A 20109-nucleotide genomic window follows, 5' to 3' on the forward strand; every position below is an offset into this window, starting at 1 on the left:
TTACGCCGACTCGGAGTCGGCGGCGGAGTCGGCCGAGCGGGTCGCGTCGGTCCCGGTCGCTCGCCCGTCCTCGCGGTCGAACGCCCGGCGGTTCCGGAGGGCGAACAGCGCGAACAGCGCGAATCCGATCCCGCGCAGCGTCAGGTCCAGCAGGAGCGCGTCGACGGAAACGGTCACGTCGACGAGCCCGAGCAGGTCGAAGACGGAGTCCGAGAGCATCCCCGGCGCCATCAACAGCAGGGCGCTGAACGCGAACGCCGTCCGAGCGGGCCGGCCGACCCGGGTGTACAGCGTCCCGATGACGGTGGCGCCGAGCGCGATCACCCCGAGGAACACCCCGACGACGGGAATGAGTATCTCGGGGACCGAGTAGGACAGCTCGGCGAGGTCGGAGAAGCCGACCACGCGGTACCGCTCGCGGATGGGGAGGTCCGCCGCGTTCGCCTTCTCTCTGAGCAGGACGATCCCCGGCACGAACACGAACGCGAACGGAACGATCGCCTTGTTCAGCGACAGGGAGAACGCCTTCACCCCGGTCTGGAACGGGTCGGACTTCGCCACGCCGCTCGCGGCGTACGCCGCCACGGCGACCGGCGGCGTGATGTCGGCGATCACGCCGAAGTAGAGGATGTACAGGTGCGCGGCCAACAGGGGAATGCCGAACTCCACGAGCGGCGACGCCAGCATCGAGATGAGGATGATGTACGTGACCGTCGTCGGCATCCCCATGCCGAGGACGACGCTCGCGAAGGCGGTCACGAGCAGCATGACCACCTTCGAGCCGCCAGAGAGCGCCAACAGCAGCGAGGTGAGGTTCGGGCCGAGCCCGGAGACGCTGATGACGCCCGGGATGATCCCCGCGGCCGCGACCGCGATCACGACCGGGACCGCGGTCCGAGCCCCCTCGTCCATCGATTTGACGACGAACGTCCCGAGCTTGAACGGCTGGCTGTCGCCGAGGTCCCGGCCGGTGCGCTCGCCGATGTCCTCGGCCGTGTCCCGAATGGCGGGGTTGAGTTCCAAAAGGGACGCGTCGAGGTCCGGCTTCGACAGCAGCGTCAACACGCCCGCGAGCATCACGTACCACTCGAGACCGGCGGTCACGGCGGTGAGCGCGTCCGCGATCGGCAGCCCCGCCCCGCCAGAACCGGTCACGAGACCGGTAAGCGGGACGCCGGCGACGACGTGGCTCGCCGCCTCGACGCCCACGATCGCCGCGAGGATCCCGGCGAGTCGGAGCCGGGTCTCCTCGCTGTACGCCGCGATGAAGGCGATCAGTGCGACCAGCGCGACCAGCGTGAACCACGCGGAGCGGGAGACGGAGAGCCGCTCGATGATGAGGTAGTACAACAGCAGTCCGATCGGCACCAGGTAGAACCAACCGCGCTTGAGGTGGCTCCAGAGGCTCACGGTGTCTTCGCCCTCGACGCCGCCGATCCCCTCTTGGACCGCTTTGAGATGGACCATCACCCAGACGCCGAAGAAGAAGACGATGGCCGGGATGGTCGCGAGGATGATGATGTCCGCGAACGGCGTCGCAGTGTACTGCACCATCAGGAAGGCGGCCGCGCCCATCACCGGCGGGAGGATCTGCCCCCCGGAGGAGGCGGACGACTCGACGGCCCCGGAGAACTCGGGCGAGTAGCCCGACCGCTTCATCAGCGGAATGGTGAACGCGCCGGTCGTGACCGTGTTGGCGATCGACGAGCCGGAAATCGTTCCCATGAATCCGCTGGCGAGGATGCTCGCCTTGGCCGGACCGCCCTTTCGGCCGCCGGTGAGCGCGTACGCGAGGTCGATGAACCACTGACCGGCGCCGCTCATCTCGAGGAACGAACCGAACAGGATGAAGATGTAGATGAAGCTCACCGAGACGGTCACCGGGATCCCGAAGACGCCGTTTTCGGTGTTGTACCAGAGGTTCTGAACGATGTCCGGCCAGGTGAGCTCCGGGATCGCGAGCAGCCCGATGAAGGGCGTGCTCCCGCTGATGAGGTACCCCCACCGCGCGTAGACGATGAAGCTGGCGACGATGATCATCAGCGGGAGGCCGAGCGTTCGACGCGTCGCCTCTAACACGAGCAGGACGCCGATCGCGCCCAGCGCCATCGCGTAGGAGTACTCGCTCACGAACGGAACGCTGCCGAGGAAGAGGTCCAAGAACCCGTACACCTCCGTGATCGGCCGCCCCGAGTCGATGCCGAAGACGCGCATGTTCTGGATCTCGGAGAACTCGGTCAGGAAGTACAGCGCCGCCAGGCCCGCCGCCGCGATACACAGGAGGTCGAACGGCGTCACCCGCTCGCGGTCCGGATCGAGGAACGCCCACCGGAACGCCGACCGGACGCCCGCGGCGACTCGGGTGAGCGGGTTGTCTTCGCCGAACTGTCGAGAGAGCGCCGGCACGACGCGCCCGAGGTTCCCGGCGACGATACCGTCTCCAGTGCTCCCCGGGAACATCAGGAAGGTGAGTACGAGCGCGAAGACGACGTGGATCGCGTTCGCCTGGAGCAGCTGGAGCGACACCTGAAACGGGGCAAGCGAGATCCCGGCGAGCTCGACGGTCGGCAGCCACACGGTGAAAGTGAAACTGCGGGCCGCGAGGAACATCTGGAACGTCGAAAACAGGATGCCGATGGCCGCGACCGCGACCACCGCGACGCCGCGGAGCGAGCGCCGACGCTCGATCTCCTGTATCAGCTCGTCGGCTTCCTCGCGGGAGATCGCCTCGTCGTCGTCCGACGGCGTACCTCCGCCGGGGCCGTCCGGCCCCCCGTCGGGTCCGGGGTTACCCGGGCCGCCGTCGTTCGGATCGTCGGTGCCGCCGTCGGTTCGGTGCGTGGTAGTCATAGGATCATCTCGAGAAGCGACCGTCGTTCGATGTGAAGCGTGACGTCGTTGGCGTCGGTTACCGCGACGAGGTCGTGCTCTCGGCCGTCGACGATCAGGGTGTGGCCGGCGATTCGCCCCGGCGAGACCGAGAGCCGTTCGAGTTCCGTGATCGGTTCCGATGGCTCGTACACGAGGGTCCCGTTCACGTTCGTGACGTTGACTCGCGCGGGGAGCCCCCAGCCGTACGACTCGAACTCCATCCGCGTGTTCACCAGCGTCCGCCCGTCGACGCGGTACTCGTCGTACACGCGTGACTTCTCGACGCTGTGCGTGTACTCGAGCGCCACCGTGCTCCCGGAGTCGACCGGCTCCGAGAGGTAGCGTTCGCCCGTCTCGATGTCCTCGACGACGAGGACGGCCCCGACGGGCGCCGTCGCCGCGACGCCGACCAGCGCCACGGCTACGAGGAGCGCGGCGCCCGCCGCCAAGCGAGAACGGTTACCCATGGTTTCGGGTGGTTATCGTGGGATCTGGTGTGAAATAGTTGGTGAGTCAGACACGGACGGTCCGGGCGGACCGACCGGGACGCGAGCGGTCAGGCGTCGAAGTACGCCGCCGCGCCCTCGTGGAGTTCGATCGACATCCCGTCCTGGGCGCTGTCGACGGTGATGAAGTCGGTCTTGATCGTGAGTTCGCCGAGGTTGTCGAAGATGGCCGCGGTGACCGCCTGAACGGTGTCCGCCGGCACCTCGGCGTTCGTGGCGATCATCGCCTGCACGGCGACGGTCTCGACGGCCTCGTCGACGCCGGTGTACGTGCCGGCGGGGATGGTGTCGTTGGCGAACCAGGAGGCGTCCTCCTTGACCGCCTCGCGGTTGTCGCCCGCGATCGGGACGATCTCGAGGTCGTTCGTGTTCGCGAGGTCCTCGATCGCGCCGACCGGCCAGCCGCCGACGACGAAGGCGGCGTCGATGTCGCCGTTCGCGAGCTGTTCGGACGCCTGCGAGAAGCCGGCGTTCTGCTCGCTGTACTCGGAGATGCCGAGCGACTCCAGGATCTGTACGGCGTTGACCTGCGTGCCCGACCCGAGGTCGCCGGTGTTGATCGTCGCGCCGCTGAGGTCGTCGACCGAGGAGATGTCGTTGCCCGCGAGCGTGACGAGGGTGATCGTCTCGGGATACAGCGTCGCGACGCCTTGGAGGTTCTCGATCGCGTTGTCCTGGAACGCGTCGATACCCGTTCCGTTCTTCGCGAACGAGGCGATGTCGTTCTGGATCAGCGCGAAGTCGGCCGACCCGTCGGCGAGGCTGCCGACGTTCTCGACGCTCGCGCCCGTCGACTGGACGTTCAGCGAGAAGTCGGTGTTGGCCTCGACGACCGTCTTGAACTCGTTCGAGAGCGGGAAGTAGGTCCCGCCGGTTCCCCCGGCGTGCCAGGTCAGACGGCTGCTGTCGCCGCCGTCGCCGCCGTCGCTTCCGTCGCTTCCGTCGCCGCCGTTTCCACTACAGCCAGCGAGTGCGACCACGCCGGCGACACCCGTCGCTTTGACGAATCTGCGTCGTGTACGGTGTGAAGACATACGCTATGAAATTAGATTACGGATATATATAACTAAGCATGTGGTGTGTTAGCGTCTGAGTTCGCAGAAACACCTCAAAAACCGACAGAGAGCCCTTCAAACGTCGTTCGAGTAGATTCACCCCGACGGACGACGAGGTTTCGACCGGCCGGAACGGGAACCGCCTGAACGTTTCATTCTTTTGACGAGTCGGCGTGTGCTTCGAGCTCGGCCGGAACCGCTCGTCGCATCTCGTCGCGCCAGCGCGTCGGCGTTCTCGAAGGCGCGTCGGCGTTCCCGGAGACGTATCTTCGTCCGGGCGCGCGAAACGCTCGTTCAGGCGAGTTCGTCGATCTTGTCGACGACGGCGTCCGCGAACTCGCTGGTGGCGAGCTTCTCGCCGCCCTCGATCTGCCGGTGGAGGTCGTAGGTGACCTTCCCGGAGGCGATGGTCTCCTCGACGGCGTCGCGAACGAGGTCCGCGGCGTCGCCCCAGCCGAGGTACTCGAGCATCTCGCGGCCCGAGAGGATCATCGCGGTGGGGTTCACCTTGTCCTCGCCGGCGTACTTGGGCGCGGAGCCGTGGACCGGCTCGGCGAGACAGCGACCGTGGCCGCGGTTGATCCCGGGCGCGATGCCGAGGCCGCCGATCTGCGCGCCGGCGGCGTCGGACATGTAGTCGCCGTTGAGGTTCATCGTCGCGATGACGGAGTACTCGTCGGTGCGGGTCAACAGCTGCTGGAGCATGTTGTCCGCGATGCGGTCCTTAACGACGAGCGTGCCCTCGGGCCGCTCGCCGTCGTGCTCCTCCCAGAGCTGGTCCTCGGTGATGACGTCGTCGCCGTACTCCTCTTCTGCGACCTCGTAGCCCCAGTCACGGAACGCGCCCTCGGTGAACTTCATGATGTTCCCCTTGTGGACGAGCGTGACCGAGTCGCGGTCGTTCGCGAGCGCGTAGTCGACCGCCTCGCGGATGAGGCGCTTCGAGCCGAACTCGGAGATGGGTTTGACGCCGATGCCGACGGGGCCGTCGTGGATCACGTCGGCGACTTCCATCTCCTGTTCGAGGAAGTCGCGTACCTGCTCTGACTCGTCGGTGCCGGCCTCCCACTCGATGCCGGCGTAGACGTCCTCGGTGTTCTCCCGGAAGGTGACCATGTCCATCTCCTCCGGGTTCTTGACGGGCGACGGGACGCCCTCGATGTAGTAGGTCGGGCGGACGTTCGCGTAGAGGTCGAGCGTCTTCCGGAGCGCGACGTTCAGCGAGCGGAAGCCGGCGCCGACGGGGGTCGTCAGCGGTCCCTTGATCGCGACGCGGTGGTCGCGGATTGCGGAGACGGTGTCCTCGGGGAGGTTCTCGTCGTACTTGTCGCGGGCGCTGGCGCCGGCGTAGACGCGCATCCACGCGATAGAGCGGCCCGTGGCCTCCGCAGCGGCGTCGAGTACCTGCTGTGCGGCCGGTCCGACGTCGGTGCCGATCCCGTCGCCGTGGATGATCGGGATGATCGGGTTCGACGGAACGTTCAGCTCGCCTGTCTCCTCGTCGGCGAGCGTGATCGCTTCGCCGTCTTCGGGGACGTCGACCTTATCGTAGCTCATGAACGTTCGTGGATTCCTGTGCCCCCCTAAAGTGCCTGCCGTTTTCGGCGGGAGCGTCGCGCTCGCAGCGTTTGCCGGTTCTCCTCCCGGTCGATTTCCGGGGTGCTCGGGGGCGTGCCGGACTCAGACCGGTTCGACCTCGACGTCGAACATCGACCGCCAGCGGTAGCGCCGCCCGCCCCAGACGAACGTCCGGCGGGCGAACGCGTACGCCATCAGCGGCGGCGCGATCAAGACGCCGGGCGCCGCGAGCAGGAACGTCGCGCGCCGGATCCCGAACCGGGCGTACGCGGCCCCCGCGAGCCCGGTCACGAGCGCCACGCCCGCGACCGGCGCGAGCAGACAGAGCGCGGCCATGGCGACGCCGAAGAGGACGTTGAACGCGGTCGCCAGCGGGGCGTGGTACCGAGTGATCGTCAGGAAGCGGACGAACCGCTCCAGCGACCCGCGGAGCGAGCCGCCCGCCCGGACGTGCCGCGTGCGGTCGGCCGGGGTCACGTCGAGGTGTTCGGTGAGCGTCCCGTCGTCGCTGACGGTCCGTCGCAGGTCGCGCAGGAACGCCGCCTCCCCGTCTCGGAGGTCGTCGCGCTCGAAGATCACCGCGCCGCCCCACGCGACCCCCGCCGCGAACACCGCGAGCGTCCCGCCGATGACGTACGCGGGCTCGAACAGACGGGCGAGGGGGTCACGCCCGACGAACACCGGTATCTCGGTGGTCGGTCCCTGCCGGTCGTAGTCGGCGTCGAGCGTCGCCAGCCACTCCGGCGGGTGGCGGAAGTCGTCGTCGGTCCAGGCGATCCGGTCGTTCGCGGCCGCCTCCATCCCGACGGCTATCGCGTTCGCCTTCCCCGAACACCCCTCCGGCTCGCCGGCGACGACGATCCGCACCCGCGGCGGGAGGTCCCCGCGACGGTCGGCGACGGGGTCGTCCGGGGAGTCGCAGATAACGAGCAGTTCGTCGGCGGGGTGGGTCTCGGCGTCCCCGTTGGCGGGGTCGGTCTCGGCGTTCCCCTCGTCGAAGGTCGCCGGGCCGCGAAGCCGGTCCGCCACCTCTTCGCAGGCGTCCGTCCAGCGAACGGTCGGGAGCAGCACGGAGACCGGCGTGGGCGTCGAGGCCCGGGACGGTTCCGAAGCGGTCACGTCGGGCGCTTCGAGCGGTCGAAACATAAACGCGGGCATCGGTTGAGTGATTCCTCAGCTCGCCGGACACGAGCGCGACCCGAGTTCGACGACCCGCGTCTCTCCGTCTTCGACGTTGACCCGAACCGCCGAGAGTGAAACCGAGTCGACCCGCCCTTCGTCGTCCGCGAATCCCGCAGCGCGGTCACAGAGGTGCCCGAGAACCGGTTCGACGCGGTCCGGGTCGGGGTCCTCCGCGAGCAGCGTGAGGAGTTTCCGCCAGCGCGCGGTCGGGTATCCGCGGGCGTCCGACGGAGGGCGGTCGCGCGCGACGCGGTCGCCGTACAGCGCGTCGATCCGGCCGCCGTCGGCCGTCGTCGCGGTCGCGAACGCGAGCGCGTCGGTCGCCGGCGGGTTCGGCGCGAACATGTCCCAGCCGCTCTCGGTCGGATCCGACACCGAGGCGACCGGATCGGGCGTCTCGACGAGCCCGAGCGCCATCCCGTTCCACGCGACGAGCGCGACGAGGAGGAGCGCGGCGACGGCTGGGGCGGCGGCCGCAACCCGGTCCCGAAGGGTTCCGATCGCGGCGACGGCGAGCGAGGGGGCCGCGAGCGACGCCGACGGGGGGTTGGCCGAGACGAACCGACGGTCCGCGAATCGGCGGAGGCGGTCGGCCGGGTCGGTGACCGCCCGCTCGGTCCGGTCCCAGACGAACGGGGGGAGGAAGGGAAGCAGTGCGGCGGCTGAGATCGCGGAGAACACGCCGATCTGAAGCGTGAACGCCATCGAGAGGTGGGCCGCGAGGAGCGTCCCCGCGAGCGCCGCCCGGACCCGTCCGGCGGCCGCGACCAGCAGCGGCGAGGCGACGAGCAGCGCGACCCAGCCGTAGGTGGCGGCCGCGAGCAGTGCCGACCACTCGGGGACGAACCCGCCGAGCGGCCCGTGGAGGTAGGTGAGCCGGAAGACGCGCGCTATCGCCTCGCCCTCGAGCCACGCGGTCCCGCGAGACTTCACGACGGCGTTGGAGACGTACACCACGACCACGCTCGTCAGGAGCAACGCCGAGGCGGGACCGACGAAACGCCCGTTCCCCGGGTCCGAGACCGACTCGGAGGGCGCACCCGACGCCCGCGAGCCGCGACGCCGGACCGCGTCGACCGACCAGCGAGCGCCGAGGGGGCACAGGAGGCCGGCGCCGAGCAGTTGGAGGAGGAGCGTGTCGCCGGCGTTGAGGACGAAGGGATTGCGTGCCTGAAGCGACGCGAGCAGAATCAGCGAGGCCGCGGTCGCGACTCGGGTTCGGTGGCCGAGCGCGAGCGCGAGCGCGGCGATCGCGGCGACGGTGAACAGCGCCGCGACGGCCCACGACCCGCCGGAGACGGCGTGGAGCGAGAGCCGGGCCGCGAGGGGGTACGTCTCCGCCAGCGTCGACCGCGGGAGGACGCCCGCGTCCGTGTAGAAGGCCGTCAGGTTGCGGGCGCGGAGCGCGAGGTCGACGAGGAGGACGGCGCCGAGCGCGATCCGGAACGACGCGAGCGCGCGGGCGTCGATCCCGAGCCGGCGGCGGAGCGCGAACCGGAGGCGAGGGCGAGGACCGAGGTCGCCGCGCGAGGGATCGACTGACGTCACGGTGGTCCCGAGTCGCCCAGCGGCGGGAATAGGTCTTGCGGCGTCGTGTGAGGCCGCGAGGGGCGGCGAGGACTTGCCCCCGTCGCCGGGTTCCGGGCGTTTATGTGGCCGCCGCGGAAGCCACCGATATGCGAATCATCGCTCACGGCGGCGCCGGCGGCGCCCCGGACGACCCGGAGCCCAGACAGGCGGTCCTCGACGAGGCGGCCGCGCGCGGCGCCGACGCCGCGACGCCGCTCGACGCGGTGGAGTCGGCCGTCGGCGTCTTAGAGTCTGATCCCCGGTTCAACGCGGGCGTCGGCGGCGCGGTCCAGTCGGACGGCGTCGTCCGGACCGACGCGGGCGTGATGACCTCGGACCGCGAGGTCGGGGCCGCCTGCTCGATGCCGGGGGTCGAACGCGCGGCGAGCGTCGCTCGCGTCGTCCGCGACGAGACGCCGCACGTCTTCGTCTCGGGCGAGCACGCGGTCGAACTCGCCGACGAGTTCGGCGTCGAGACCGGCGTCGACCTGCTCACCGACGAGACGCGCGAGCGCTACGAGGAAGAGGACCCGCCCTGCGGCGGCCCCCGCGAGCACCTCGACTGGCTCGCCTCGCGGTTCGGCTCGGGCGACGATCAGGCAGGAGAGCGGTCCAAAGACGACGCCCCCGACCACGACACGGTCGGCGCGGTCGCGACCGACGGAGACGCGTTCGCCGCGGTGACCTCGACGGGCGGCCGATCGTTCGCGCTCGCCGGGCGCGTCGGCGACGTGCCGCAGGTCGGGTCTGGCTTCTTCTGTACCGAGGCCGGCGGCGCGAGCGCGACGGGCGCCGGCGAGGACATCGCTCGCGTGACGCTCTCGCGGCGCGCCGTGGGGCACCTCGAAGACGGCCTCGGCGCGCAGGCGGCGGCCGAGCGGGCGATCGACGAGTTCGAGGAGCAGACCGGATCGGGTGCGGGCGTTATCGTTCTCGGGGACGACGAGGCCGGAAGTTCGTTCAACACCGAGGGGATGCAGACGAGCGTGGCCGAGCGCTGAGATCCGGCACGGAATCGAGGCCGACGACGGTGGAATCGAGGCCGACGACGGTGGCCGCGCCGCCAGCGGAGGCGAGGATACAAATCCGCCCGCCGCCTTGCGCCGGTATGGTAACTTTCCTCGCCGGGGGGACGGGCACGCCGAAGCTCCTCGACGGCGCGGCCCGAGTGTGGGACCCGGCCGATACCGCGGTCGTCGCCAACACGGGCGACGACGTCGAGATCGGCGGCCACCTCGTCTGTCCCGACGTCGACACCGTGCTGTTCGCGGGCGGCGGGGTCTTAGACCGGGAGACGTGGTGGGGGATCGACGGCGACACCACCGCGACCCACGAAGAGCTCTCCCGGCTCGCGTCGGCCGCCGGCGACGCGATCGACGGGGACCCGGGGACCCCGCGCTACCTCGACGACGCGGCCCAGACCGCGGGCCGCGAGATCGCCCGATGGCGGCGGTTTTCGGGGGTCGGCGAGTTCATGGAGATCGGCGACCGCGACCGCGCGGTCCACGTCACTCGCACGGGCCTGCTCGACGAGGGGAAATCGCTCACGGCCGCGACGCGGGCGCTCGCCGCGGCGTTCGACCTCGACGTCGACCTCCTCCCCATGTCCGACGACCCGGTCGCGACGCTGATTCACACCGAGGACGGCGAGACGATCCACTTCCAGGAGTACTGGGTCGCGCGCCGCGCCGAGCCGGCGGTCGCCGACGTGGAGTTCCGCGGGTCCGAGGACGCCGAACCGACCGAGGCGGTGCGCGAGGCGCTCGCCGAGCCGGTCGTTATCGGCCCCTCGAACCCGGTGACGAGCCTCGGACCGATGCTGGCGCTCCCCGGGTTCGAGCGCGCGCTCCGGGAGACCCCCGTGGTCGCCGTCTCGCCGTTCGTCGGCGACGAGGTGTTCTCCGGGCCGGCCGGGGCGCTGATGGCCGGCGTCGGCCGCGAGCCCTCGACCGCGGGCGTGGCGGCGGCGTACCCCTTCGCGGACGCGTTCGTCCTCGACGAGGCGGACCCGACCGACATCGCGCGCCACGTCGAGCGCACCGACACGCGGATCGACGACGGCGACGACGCCGAGCGCGTCGCCCGGGCCTGCGAGCGAGCGTTAGAGGCGGTCGAGGGCGACGCGGCGGGCGCGTCGACGCCGCGGGAGGGCGCGGGGTGACCCCCTTCCTCGTCGCCGCGAGCCTCAGCGGTGCGGCGGACGCCGAGTGGGCGAAACGGGCGGCCGACTGCGTCGACGTCGCCCTCCTCGGCGGCGTCGCGCTCGACCCGCCCAGCCGCGCCGCGGCCCGCGACCTCGTCGCCCGCGGGCGCGAGGAGTTCCTCCCGGCCGACCCCGTGGCGTTCGTCGCGGACCAGTTCGACGCGCTCGCGGACGCTCCGGTCCGACCCGGGATCAACGTCCGGAGCGCGGCGGTCGAGCCCGTCCGCGAGGTCGCGGCGGTCTGTGCCCGCCGGGGCGCGGTCTGTGAGATCAACGCCCACTGCCGGCAGCCGGAACTGCGCGCGGTCGGCTGCGGCGAGTCGCTCCTGCGCGAGCCGGACCGCCTCGCGCGGTACGTCGCCGCCGCGGCGGAGACGGGCGCGACGACGAGCGTGAAGGTCCGCGCGGGGGTCTCCGGCGTCGACCTCGTCGCCGTCGCCGAGGCGGCGGCCGCGGCGGGCGCCGACTGGCTCCACGTCGACGCGATGGACTCGGTGCCGGTGATAGCGGCCCTCTCGGCGAGGACACAGGGCGGAGCACCGGCCGGCGACGGCCCGCTCGCCGACCTGACGCTCGTCGCCAACAACGGCGTCCGCGGCCGGGAGACGGTGGCCGAGTACGCGGCCCGCGGCGCCGACGCGGTGAGCGTGGGACGGCCGACGGAGGACCCGCCGGTCCTCGGGCGCGTCGCGGACGCGGTCGAAGCGTGGCGGCGCGGGACGCTGCGTGAGCGCGACGCCGAGACGGAGTCCGGACCGGAGGCGCGGCCGTGATCCCTTCGGACACCGAGACCGACGCTGAAGCCCGGAGGGCCGGCGTCGTCGACGACGCGACGCTCGCGCTCCTGCTGGAGGTCGCCGGCACGCCGAAGCCGGGGAACGTGGACCGGCACCGCGACCTCGCCGACCTCCGGTTCGAGTCGTTCCTCGGCGGCGCCGTCGGCGCTCGTCCCGGACTCGAGCGGGCCGCAGGCGTGACGGTCCCGGAGGGACCCGCCTCTGTCGGCGAGGCCTTCGAGCGGGCCGTCGCCGGAATGGCGACGCGTGCGGGCACGAACACGCAGTTCGGGTGCCTGCTGCTACTGGTCCCGCTGGTCCGGGCGGCCGTCGACCCCCGCCGCGGCCTCTCGCCGGACGGCGTCGACGCCGTCTGCCGGGCGACGACGGTCGACGACGCCGTCGCCTTCTACCGGGCGTTCGAGGCCGTCGACGTCGCGGTCGACGACCCGCCGCCGGGAGCGGACGACCTCGACGTGCGGCGCGGGAGCGACGCCGAGTCGGCGATTCGCGAACGCGGGGCGACGCTGCGGGACGTGCTGGCGCTGTCCGCCGACCCGGAGGATCCTGACCGCGTGCCCGACCTGAACGCCGCGGAGTGGACCGAGGGGTTCCCGCGGACGTTCCGCGCGGCCGAGTGGCTCCTGACCGACGAGGGCCCGCTCGCGGACCGGGCCGCGCGGGCGTTCCTCGGCCTGCTCGCCGCGGAGCCCGACACCCTCGTCGCGTCGACCCGAGGGGCCGAGGCGGCCCGCGATGCGAGCGAGCGGGCGGCCGCGCTGCTCGGGACGGAGCCGACGGACGGGGCCGGAACGAGGCCCGGGGTCGAGGGGGTCGACGCGGCCTCGGTCCACGGCGCCGACCTCGACGCCGCCGAGTCGCTCGCCGACGCGTTCGTCGCCGAGGGGATCAATCCGGGGACGACCGCGGACCTCACCTGCGCCGCGCTGTTGGTCGCGCTCCGGCGCGGCGCGGAGGTGGCGCCGTGACGACGGACCCGGAGGACGGCCGCGACCGCGACGACGCCGGTCCGGCGGGCGTCGTTCCCGACGGCTGGCCGGTTCCGCTCCGCGGCGTCACCGAGTCCGTCGTGACGACGCGCGGGCCGAACGACCGGTGGAACGTCGCGGCGCTGGGGCTCCACGCGCCGGTCGAACCGGGGGATCCGGTCACGGCGAGGACGTACGGGCGCACCCGCACGTGGCGGAATTTCACCGAGCGCGGCGGCGGCGTGGTCCAGTTCACGGTCGACCCGCGGACGTTCGTCGACGCCGCGCTGACGGTCAGAGAGGCCGACGACCCGGTCCTCCCGAGCGCCGACGCGTGGGCGGAGGTCCGGGTCGAGGAGACGGACGCGACGACCGAGGGGGACACGACGATCCGAACGTGGGAACTGGAGCCCGTCGAGTCGGCGGTGGTGACCGAGCGCGTTCCGACCGTGAACCGGGGGTTCGGCGCGGTCGTCGACGCCACGGTGGCCGCCTCGCGGCTCGACGTGCCGGCGTTCGACACGTCTGAGCTGCTCGACCGGCTCCGGTACTTCGCCGACGTGGTCGAGCGGTGCGGGGGGCCGGCGGAGCGCGAGGCGTTCGACCGGATCGACGAGGCGGTCGGCTGGCGGGAGCGGACGGTGGACTCGGGCCCCGCCGGCGGAGCCTCGGCCGACGAGGGCGTCGGCGGCAGTGACGCCGACGAGCGCGGGTCGTGACGAGAACCGCGACCGAGCCGCCGCGGTGACCGCGCCTCGCGGCCGCTCGCGGCGGAACGAACCCTTTTAGTTCGGGCCGCCGGTACCGCTCGGTATGGCCATCAAACCCAAGTACATCAAGCAGCTCGGGAACGCCCTGCTGGAGCGGTATCCCGACTCGTTCAACACGGACTTCGAGACGAACAAGGAGAGCGTCACGGCCCTGACCACCGTCGAGTCGAAGGGCGTTCGCAACCGAATCGCGGGCTACGTCACGCAGAAGAAGTCGCAGGCGGCACAGCACGCGTAAACGAGTTCTCTACCGATTCGTTCTGTCGCCGGCGAGCGACGGCTCTCGCGGTCGCCCCCAGCGCCGGTTAACCGACGCCCCCGACGCCGGTTGCCGGACACCTCCGACGCCGGTTTCCGGACGCCCCCGACCCTTATCTCGGAAGCCGCGGCCATCCCGCCTCGATGGACGCGCTCGTGCGGCCGGTGGTCGACCCGACGTTCGCTGCGGGCGCGCTCGGGTTCCTGCTCGGCGGCGTCGCGCTCGGCACCGCGAGCGGGTTGGTCCCCGGGCTCCACGCCAACAACTTCGCACTGCTTCTGGCCGGGTTCGCGCCGTCCGTGCCTGCCGATCCCCTGTTCGTCGGCGTCGCGATGATCGGCGCCGGCGTCGTCCACTCGTTCCTCGACATCGTCCCCGCCCTCGCGCTGGGCGTGCCCGACGCCGCGACCGCGGTCGCAGCGCTCCCGGGTCACCGGCTTGTGATCGCGGGCCGGGGGCGCGAGGCCGTCCGACTCTCCGCGGTCGGGTCCGGGCTGGCCGTCGCGCTCGCGGTGCCGCTTGCGGTCCCGATCACGTGGCTCATGCTGCGGTGGTACCCGCCGATGCGCGCGCACCTGCCGGTGTTACTCGCCGGCGTCGTCGCGGTCCTCGTGCTCACGGAGTCGTCGCGCCGGGCCGCGGTCGGCGGACTGGTCGCGTTCCTCGCGAGCGCCGCGCTCGGACTCGCGACGCTCGACGCCGACCCCGCGGCGCCGCTGTCGGTCGGCGGCGTTCTCGCGCCGCTGTTCGCCGGGCTGTTCGGCGTGCCGGTCCTCGTCGACGCGCTCGGCGGGGAGGGCGTGCCGCCGCAGGCCGATCCCCGGATCGCGATGGACGCGCGCGACCTCGGAACGAGCGCGGGCGCCGGCTCGCTCGCCGGCGCCGTCGTCGGCTACATTCCGGGCGTGTCGGCCGCCATCGCCGCCGTGGCCGCGATGCCCGCGGTGCCGCGCGAGTCGGCCGACCGCGGCTTCGTCGTGGCGACGAGCGGCGCGAACACCGCGAACACGGTCTTCGCACTGTTCGCGTTGGTCGCACTCGGAACGCCGCGGACGGGCGTGACCGTCGCCCTCGACCGGGCCGGCGTGCCGTTCGCGCTCCCGATCCTGATCGTCGCGGCCGCGACCGCCGCGTGCTTCGGGTTCGCGCTCGTCCTTCTGGTCGGGGACCCGTACCTCCGCGTCGTCGGCAACGCCGACTACACTCGACTCTCGGTCGGCGTGTTGGGGCTGCTCGCGCTGCTCTCGTACGCGTTCGCCGGGGGGTTCGGGGTCGGCGTCCTCCTCGTCGCCGGGGCGTTGGGACTGTTCCCGCCGCGGGTCGGCGCGCGGCGCGTCCACCTCATGGGCGTGCTCATCGGGCCGCTGATCGTCGGGTGAGCACGGGCACGGACCGCCTCGGCTTCGGTCGGCGAGGGGCACGGTACCGGGCCGCACGGCCCGCTGGGGGAAAGAACAACGGTTAAAAGTCGCGCGCTGGTGAGTAGGTGTATGAGCCAGAGCGACTCTCAGAGCACTCCGCAGTGCGTCTCCTGTGGGATTCAGGTGTCCGGCATGAACGCCGCGCGGTTCTCCTGCCCGGACTGCGGCACCACCATCTACCGGTGTTCGAAGTGCCGGAAGCAGAGCAACCTCTACGAGTGCCACGACTGCGGCTTCCGGGGGCCCTGAGATGGGTGACGTTGCCGCGAAGATCAAGGTCATGCCGAACAGCCCCGAAGTCGACCTCGACGACCTTCAGGACCGTCTGGAAGAAGTCCTGCCCGAGGGCGCGAAGATCCGCGGCTTCGAGCGCGACGACGTCGCGTTCGGCCTGGTCGCGCTCCTGCCGACCGTCATCGTCCCCGACGGCGCGGGCGGCACGGAGGCCGTCGAGGAGGCGTTCTCGCAGGTCGACAACGTCGAGTCCGTCGCGGTCGAGAACGTCGGTCGCCTCTGAGGCGAACCGAGCGGCGCCTGCGGTCCCGGTTTTTTGCGGTTCGGCCGTCTCGAACAGCGGCGGGCTTCGCGAGGGGGGGTGAGACGCCGAGCCGTCACGCTCGCAGTTGAACGGTGGAACTCGTCGCCGGTCGCGGTCGAGAAAAACCCGCTACCGGCCGGACTCGTAGAACTCCTCGCGGTACACGCGCCCGAACGCGTTGCGCCGGAGGGTGCTGGCGGCCGCGTCCGGCTCCTCCTGATACGTCGCGGCGATAACGGTGTCGGCGAAGGGGATCGGGTGCCAGACGACGTTGTCGACGTTCTCGGAGCCGATCCGCACGACGTCGTCCTCGTCGAAACCGCTGTCGGCGAGCCAGGCGTCGAACTCGTCGGCGTCCCCGACGTGAACCGCGAGCAGCTCCGCGAACGTCGCGTCTCGGGCGGTCCGGATCACCTCGGGGGTGACTCGCTCGTCGTACTCGTCGGCGCCGAATGACATCGCCTTGGTCGCCTCGCGGACGACCACCTGCGCGACGGGGCCGACCTCCTCGTACCGTTCGAGCGCCTCGGCACGCGTCTCGGGGGCGAAGGTGCCTCTGGTCTCCATACTCGGGGTTGGCCGGGGTCCGGGAAGGGCGTTCCGCTACGGATCGCGGTCGGCCGCGGCCTCGTCGTTCGCGTCGTCGGTGTCGGCGACGGCGGGGTCGGCGTCGTCCGCCTCTCGGGTCAGCTCCCGCGCCTCGCGGATCGCCTCCGCGACGGCGGGGTCGTCGACCGATTCGGGGTCCGGAACACCGGCTCCGGGAGAGGGATCGCCGTCGTGGGCGTGGCCGTGACCGTGGTTGTGGCCCGAGGCGGCTCCCCCCGATCCCATGCCGACGTCGGGGCGCCCGCGCGCGACGGTGTCTTCGAACACCTCGTTGTACTCGGCATCGTCGGCGTGCGGCGTCACGTCGGCGGCGAGTCCGGCCGGGTCGCGCTCGCTCCAGTCGGTGACGCGCTCGTCGAGCCACGCTTCGTGGTCGTCGCCGTGGAGCATCGCCGTGAACGCGAGGTGGTGCGCGAGGTGTTCGCCGTCGCGCTGCGGGGTGTCACAGACGGGGCACGCGTATCCCATGTCGTGACTAGCTACGACCGTGGGCCGTAAAGTGGCGTCGAACCGGTCGCCGCGCCGGGAGTCGGCGGGGCCGTCGGCGCGTCTCTCGCCGCTATAACAGCAACTTTATCACTCGCACGAAGCGAATTTCGGGTAAGACTACTCCGTTAGGAGGTCCAACAGTGACTGAAGCCAACACACAACCGGAGGTGAACATCGGTCTCGTCGGTCACGTCGACCACGGGAAGACCACGCTGGTGCAGGCGTTGTCCGGCTCGTGGACCGACCAGCACAGCGAGGAGATGAAACGCGGTATCTCGATCCGGCTGGGGTACGCGGACGCGACGTTCCGCCGCTGTCCCGGCGTCGACGAGCCCGAGTGTTACACCGTCGACGAGGAGTGCGAGGACGGGTCCGCGAGCGAGCCGATCCGAACGGTCTCGTTCGTCGACGCGCCGGGCCACGAGACGCTGATGGCGACGATGCTCTCTGGCGCCTCGATCATGGACGGGGCGGTCCTCGTCGTGAGCGCGACCGAGGACGTCCCCCAGGCCCAGACGGAAGAGCACCTGATGGCGCTCGATCTCATCGGGATCGAGAACATCGTCATCGCACAGAACAAGGTCGACCTGGTCGACCGCGACCGCGCCGTCGACAACTACCGGCAGATCCAGGAGTTCGTCGAGGGCACGGTCGCCGAGGACGCGCCGATCGTCCCCGTCTCGGCCCAACAGGAGGTCAACCTCGACCTGCTCATCGACGCGATCGAAACGGAGATCCCGACGCCGGACCGCGACCCGGGCGAGAGCGCCCGGATGTACGCGGCCCGCTCGTTCGACATCAACCGTCCGGGCGCGACCGCAGAGGACCTCAAGGGCGGCGTCGTGGGCGGGTCGCTCGTCAGCGGCGAGCTGTCGGTCGGCGACGGGCTGGAGATCCGCCCCGGCCGCGAGGTCGACGAGGAGGGACAGACCGAGTGGCGGCCGCTGGAGACGACCGTCCGTTCGCTACAGGCCGGCAACCGCGACGTCGAGACCGCCCACCCCGGCGGGCTCCTCGGCGTCGGCACGGGACTCGACCCGAGCCTGACGAAGGGCGACGCGCTCGCCGGGCAGGTCGCGGGCGAGCCGGGGACGCTCCCCCCGACCCGCGAGGAGTTCGAGATGACGGTCGACCTGCTCGACCGCGTCGTCGGGAAGGAGGACGACGAGAGCGGCGAGAGCGACATCGAGGATATCAGCACCGGCGAGCCGTTGATGCTCACGGTCGGCACGGCGACGACGGTCGGCGCCGTGACGAGCGCGCGCGACGGCGAGTGCGAGGTGAGCCTCAAGCGACCCGTCTGCGCCGACGAGGGCGCACAGATCGCGATCAACCGACGCGTCGGCGCGCGCTGGCGGCTCATCGGCGTCGGGACGCTCGCGTAGCGTGGCCGACGACGCCCGCGCGGACGGTCCGGAGTCGACCGCCGCGGGCGACGCCCGGGCCGAGGACCTCGCCGGAGACGAGTCGGACGGCGTCCCGGTCGTCGCACTCGACGCGAGCGCCCTGATGGCGCCGGTCGAGGCCGGCCTGCGGCTGTTCGAGGAGCTCGATCGGCTCCTCGGGGGGTACGAGACGGTGGTTCCGGCGCCGGTGGTCGCGGAACTCGCCGACCTCCAGAGCGGCAACGGCGCGGAGGCGACCGCAGCGAGCGTCGGTGCGGACCTCGCCGAGCGGGCGGAGACGGTCGAGACGGACGAATCGTACGCCGACGACGCGCTCGTCGCCCTGGCCGCGGCCGGCCGGGTCGACGCCGTCGTCACCAACGATCGACCCCTCGCGAACCGGGTACTGGCCGCGGACGCACCAGTAATCGGTTTAAGGGGTCGGAACACACTGGCGATAACGGAACCCTAGCGGCCGCGGACAACCAACAACATGTACAAACGAGTTCGACTCAAGGACACGGTCGAGGTCCCGCCGAAGCACCTGGCGGACGTCACCGACGAGCGGGTGAAAGCTCTGCTCCAAGACAAGCTGGAAGGACGGATGGACGAGGACGTCGGCAGCGTCGTGAGCGTCATCGAGGTTCACGACATCGGCGACGGGGCGGTGTTACACAACCGGCCGGGCGTCTACTACGAGGCGGAGTTCGACGCGCTCACCTACGACCCCGACATGCAGGAGGTCGCCGACGGTACCGTCGTCGAGACGGTCGAGTTCGGCGCGTTCGTCGGGATCGGTCCGGTGGACGGCCTGCTCCACGTCTCGCAGATCACCGACGAGTACCTCACGTTCGACGGCGCGAACCAGCAGCTCGCCTCGTCCGACTCCGACAAGACGCTCGGCGTCGACGACGCCGTGCGCGTCCGCGTCGTGACGAAGAGCATCGACGAGCGCAACCCTCGCGACTCGAAGATCGGGCTCACGGCGAAACAGCCCGGCCTCGGCAAACACGAGTGGCTGGAGGGCCAACGGCTTCACCGCGAGCAGACCGGTGAGGAGGCCGACTGATGGCAGAGGACCGCCTGGCGTGTCGGGAGTGCCACCACGTCAACGACCCCGACGCCCAGACCTGCGAACACTGCGGGTCGTCGTCGTTGACTGAGGACTGGGCGGGATACGTCATCATTACCAAGCCCGCCGACAGCCAGATCGCCGAGGAGATGAACGTCACCGAGTCGGGCGCGTACGCGCTCAAGGTCCGGTAACCGTCCGCGTTCGGGGAAGAGACCGATGACGGAGCCGCTTCTCACGCTGCCCGAGTCCCTTCGCGACGCGTTCAAGGAGCCGCTGGGGCCGGCGACGACCGACGTCGCCGCCCTTCTGGACGCCGTCGACGAGACCCGAGAGCGGTACGGCTCGACCGCCGGAGACCCCGCACCGCTGATCGCGGTCGGCGACGTGGTCACCTACCACCTCCGAGAGGCGGGTCGCGTTCCGGACGTGGCGTTCGTCGACGGGAAGACGGAGCGCGAGGCGGTCCGCACGGAGATAGAGACCGCGCTCGCGGCCACGGAGGAGCGACGGATCGCGGTCGAGAATCCGGCTGCCGGGCTGTCGACGGCGCTGCTCGACGCGCTCGCCGAGGCGCTCGCGGCCGGGGAGCCGGTGACGATCGAGGTGACCGGCGAGGAGGACCTGGCGGCGCTGCCGGCGATGCTCGCGGCGCCGGTCGGATCGACCGTCGTCTACGGCCAGCCCGGTGAGGGGATGGTCCGCGTCGCGATCACGCCCGAGGCCCGGAGGGAGGCACGGGAGCTGTTCGAGGGGCTGTCGGGCGACACGGCGGCCGCGTGCGACGCGCTCCGGGTCGATCCGAGCGGGTTCGACGAAGGAGAGTCGGCCTAGCGG

At 71.2% G+C, this 20109-nt stretch carries 22 protein-coding genes; 14 read left to right on the forward strand and 8 right to left on the reverse strand.

Annotated features, from left to right (window positions below; translation table 11 throughout):
- From ABDZ89_RS00580 to ABDZ89_RS00605, 6 genes are all read right to left on the reverse strand, one after another.
- A complete protein-coding gene (locus ABDZ89_RS00580; protein WP_343775521.1) occupies positions 1-2850 on the reverse strand; it encodes a TRAP transporter permease in 2850 nt (949 codons plus the stop codon).
- Positions 2847-3338 carry a DUF1850 domain-containing protein gene (locus ABDZ89_RS00585; RefSeq protein WP_343775523.1) on the reverse strand — a complete coding sequence of 164 codons (492 nt, stop codon included), beginning with the start codon at positions 3336-3338 and terminating at the stop codon, positions 2847-2849. Before ABDZ89_RS00585 ends, ABDZ89_RS00580 begins: the two co-directional genes overlap by 4 nt.
- A gap of 89 nt (positions 3339-3427) precedes the next feature.
- Positions 3428-4411 carry a TAXI family TRAP transporter solute-binding subunit gene (locus ABDZ89_RS00590; RefSeq protein ID WP_343775525.1) on the reverse strand — a complete coding sequence of 328 codons (984 nt, stop codon included), beginning with the start codon at positions 4409-4411 and terminating at the stop codon, positions 3428-3430.
- Positions 4412-4726: 315 nt separating this feature from the next.
- Complete coding sequence (gene icd, locus ABDZ89_RS00595; protein WP_343775527.1) at positions 4727-5989, reverse strand: isocitrate dehydrogenase (NADP(+)); 1263 nt, start codon at positions 5987-5989, stop codon at positions 4727-4729.
- Positions 5990-6112: 123 nt separating this feature from the next.
- On the reverse strand, positions 6113-7129 hold the full coding sequence (locus ABDZ89_RS00600; RefSeq protein ID WP_343775530.1) for a glycosyltransferase family 2 protein: 1017 nt from the start codon (positions 7127-7129) through the stop codon (positions 6113-6115).
- A gap of 54 nt (positions 7130-7183) precedes the next feature.
- The gene (locus ABDZ89_RS00605) at positions 7184-8740 is read right to left on the reverse strand and encodes an HTTM domain-containing protein (protein ID WP_343775531.1); all 1557 of its coding nucleotides are present in this window, start codon (positions 8738-8740) and stop codon (positions 7184-7186) included.
- A gap of 128 nt (positions 8741-8868) precedes the next feature.
- Between ABDZ89_RS00605 and ABDZ89_RS00610 the strand changes: the two genes are divergently transcribed.
- The 9 genes from ABDZ89_RS00610 to ABDZ89_RS00650 all read left to right on the forward strand — a co-directional run bounded on the left by ABDZ89_RS00610 (position 8869) and on the right by ABDZ89_RS00650 (position 15696).
- On the forward strand, positions 8869-9762 hold the full coding sequence (locus ABDZ89_RS00610; protein ID WP_343775533.1) for an isoaspartyl peptidase/L-asparaginase: 894 nt from the start codon (positions 8869-8871) through the stop codon (positions 9760-9762).
- A 107-nt stretch (positions 9763-9869) separates the two neighbouring features.
- Positions 9870-10922 (forward strand): 2-phospho-L-lactate transferase, encoded by a 1053-nt coding sequence (gene cofD, locus ABDZ89_RS00615; protein WP_343775535.1) that lies wholly within the window; start codon positions 9870-9872, stop codon positions 10920-10922.
- Complete coding sequence (locus ABDZ89_RS00620) at positions 10919-11737, forward strand: beta/alpha barrel domain-containing protein (RefSeq protein ID WP_343775538.1); 819 nt, start codon at positions 10919-10921, stop codon at positions 11735-11737. The genes cofD and ABDZ89_RS00620 overlap by 4 nt, the downstream gene beginning before the upstream one ends.
- Positions 11734-12729, forward strand: a complete 996-nt coding sequence (locus ABDZ89_RS00625; RefSeq protein WP_343775541.1) for a triphosphoribosyl-dephospho-CoA synthase — start codon at positions 11734-11736, stop codon at positions 12727-12729. Before ABDZ89_RS00620 ends, ABDZ89_RS00625 begins: the two co-directional genes overlap by 4 nt.
- Positions 12726-13448 carry a DUF447 domain-containing protein gene (locus ABDZ89_RS00630; RefSeq protein ID WP_343775544.1) on the forward strand — a complete coding sequence of 241 codons (723 nt, stop codon included), beginning with the start codon at positions 12726-12728 and terminating at the stop codon, positions 13446-13448. The genes ABDZ89_RS00625 and ABDZ89_RS00630 overlap by 4 nt, the downstream gene beginning before the upstream one ends.
- 94 nt (positions 13449-13542) lie before the next feature.
- A complete protein-coding gene (locus ABDZ89_RS00635; protein ID WP_006630244.1) occupies positions 13543-13737 on the forward strand; it encodes a 30S ribosomal protein S17e in 195 nt (64 codons plus the stop codon).
- Between the two features lie 164 nt (positions 13738-13901).
- Positions 13902-15137: a tripartite tricarboxylate transporter permease gene (locus ABDZ89_RS00640; RefSeq protein ID WP_343775548.1), complete on the forward strand. Its 1236-nt coding sequence runs from the start codon at positions 13902-13904 to the stop codon at positions 15135-15137.
- A gap of 111 nt (positions 15138-15248) precedes the next feature.
- Positions 15249-15428, forward strand: coding sequence for an HVO_2753 family zinc finger protein (locus ABDZ89_RS00645; protein WP_343775550.1), 180 nt, complete (start codon positions 15249-15251; stop codon positions 15426-15428).
- 1 nt (position 15429) lies between these two features.
- On the forward strand, positions 15430-15696 hold the full coding sequence (locus ABDZ89_RS00650) for an elongation factor 1-beta (RefSeq protein WP_343775552.1): 267 nt from the start codon (positions 15430-15432) through the stop codon (positions 15694-15696).
- 150 nt (positions 15697-15846) lie between these two features.
- On the opposite strand, the gene ABDZ89_RS00655 is transcribed toward ABDZ89_RS00650, so the two are convergent.
- Both ABDZ89_RS00655 and ABDZ89_RS00660 read right to left on the reverse strand, forming a co-directional pair.
- Positions 15847-16284, reverse strand: coding sequence for a DUF5809 family protein (locus tag ABDZ89_RS00655; protein WP_343775555.1), 438 nt, complete (start codon positions 16282-16284; stop codon positions 15847-15849).
- 36 nt (positions 16285-16320) lie between these two features.
- Positions 16321-16794 carry a DUF5810 domain-containing protein gene (locus tag ABDZ89_RS00660; RefSeq protein WP_343775558.1) on the reverse strand — a complete coding sequence of 158 codons (474 nt, stop codon included), beginning with the start codon at positions 16792-16794 and terminating at the stop codon, positions 16321-16323.
- Between the two features lie 161 nt (positions 16795-16955).
- On the opposite strand from ABDZ89_RS00660, the gene ABDZ89_RS00665 reads away from it, so the two are divergent.
- Genes ABDZ89_RS00665 through ABDZ89_RS00685 form a run of 5 tightly spaced genes read left to right on the forward strand, consistent with a single transcriptional unit; the run spans position 16956 to position 20106 of the window.
- Positions 16956-18200: a translation initiation factor IF-2 subunit gamma gene (locus ABDZ89_RS00665; protein WP_343775561.1), complete on the forward strand. Its 1245-nt coding sequence runs from the start codon at positions 16956-16958 to the stop codon at positions 18198-18200.
- 1 nt (position 18201) lies between these two features.
- Positions 18202-18672, forward strand: a complete 471-nt coding sequence (locus ABDZ89_RS00670; protein WP_343775563.1) for a type II toxin-antitoxin system VapC family toxin — start codon at positions 18202-18204, stop codon at positions 18670-18672.
- Between the two features lie 21 nt (positions 18673-18693).
- Entirely contained in the window at positions 18694-19269 is a 576-nt protein-coding gene (locus ABDZ89_RS00675; protein ID WP_050026201.1) for a DNA-directed RNA polymerase, read from the forward strand.
- Positions 19269-19466: a transcription elongation factor subunit Spt4 gene (gene spt4, locus ABDZ89_RS00680; RefSeq protein ID WP_343775566.1), complete on the forward strand. Its 198-nt coding sequence runs from the start codon at positions 19269-19271 to the stop codon at positions 19464-19466. The genes ABDZ89_RS00675 and spt4 overlap by 1 nt, the downstream gene beginning before the upstream one ends.
- Before the next feature lie 25 nt (positions 19467-19491).
- Entirely contained in the window at positions 19492-20106 is a 615-nt protein-coding gene (locus tag ABDZ89_RS00685; protein WP_343775568.1) for a GTP-dependent dephospho-CoA kinase family protein, read from the forward strand.
- The last annotated feature ends 3 nt before the right edge of the window (positions 20107-20109 follow it).

It is taken from the genome of Halorubrum ejinorense (genome assembly GCF_039522565.1).
Lineage (GTDB): Archaea > Halobacteriota > Halobacteria > Halobacteriales > Haloferacaceae > Halorubrum > Halorubrum ejinorense.

What these genes read in the sequence shown, in the direction of transcription:
- ABDZ89_RS00580 (WP_343775521.1), bottom strand. Translation starts at nt 2,850, where the DNA reads ATGACTACCACGCACCGAACCGACGGCGGCACCGACGATCCGAACGAC.
- ABDZ89_RS00585 (WP_343775523.1), bottom strand. Translation starts at nt 3,338, where the DNA reads ATGGGTAACCGTTCTCGCTTGGCGGCGGGCGCCGCGCTCCTCGTAGCC.
- ABDZ89_RS00590 (WP_343775525.1), bottom strand. Translation starts at nt 4,411, where the DNA reads ATGTCTTCACACCGTACACGACGCAGATTCGTCAAAGCGACGGGTGTC.
- icd (WP_343775527.1), bottom strand. Translation starts at nt 5,989, where the DNA reads ATGAGCTACGATAAGGTCGACGTCCCCGAAGACGGCGAAGCGATCACG.
- ABDZ89_RS00610 (WP_343775533.1), top strand. Translation starts at nt 8,869, where the DNA reads ATGCGAATCATCGCTCACGGCGGCGCCGGCGGCGCCCCGGACGACCCG.
- cofD (WP_343775535.1), top strand. Translation starts at nt 9,870, where the DNA reads ATGGTAACTTTCCTCGCCGGGGGGACGGGCACGCCGAAGCTCCTCGAC.
- ABDZ89_RS00635 (WP_006630244.1), top strand. Translation starts at nt 13,543, where the DNA reads ATGGCCATCAAACCCAAGTACATCAAGCAGCTCGGGAACGCCCTGCTG.
- ABDZ89_RS00640 (WP_343775548.1), top strand. Translation starts at nt 13,902, where the DNA reads ATGGACGCGCTCGTGCGGCCGGTGGTCGACCCGACGTTCGCTGCGGGC.
- ABDZ89_RS00645 (WP_343775550.1), top strand. Translation starts at nt 15,249, where the DNA reads ATGAGCCAGAGCGACTCTCAGAGCACTCCGCAGTGCGTCTCCTGTGGG.
- ABDZ89_RS00650 (WP_343775552.1), top strand. Translation starts at nt 15,430, where the DNA reads ATGGGTGACGTTGCCGCGAAGATCAAGGTCATGCCGAACAGCCCCGAA.
- ABDZ89_RS00655 (WP_343775555.1), bottom strand. Translation starts at nt 16,284, where the DNA reads ATGGAGACCAGAGGCACCTTCGCCCCCGAGACGCGTGCCGAGGCGCTC.
- ABDZ89_RS00660 (WP_343775558.1), bottom strand. Translation starts at nt 16,794, where the DNA reads ATGGGATACGCGTGCCCCGTCTGTGACACCCCGCAGCGCGACGGCGAA.
- ABDZ89_RS00675 (WP_050026201.1), top strand. Translation starts at nt 18,694, where the DNA reads ATGTACAAACGAGTTCGACTCAAGGACACGGTCGAGGTCCCGCCGAAG.
- spt4 (WP_343775566.1), top strand. Translation starts at nt 19,269, where the DNA reads ATGGCAGAGGACCGCCTGGCGTGTCGGGAGTGCCACCACGTCAACGAC.
- ABDZ89_RS00685 (WP_343775568.1), top strand. Translation starts at nt 19,492, where the DNA reads ATGACGGAGCCGCTTCTCACGCTGCCCGAGTCCCTTCGCGACGCGTTC.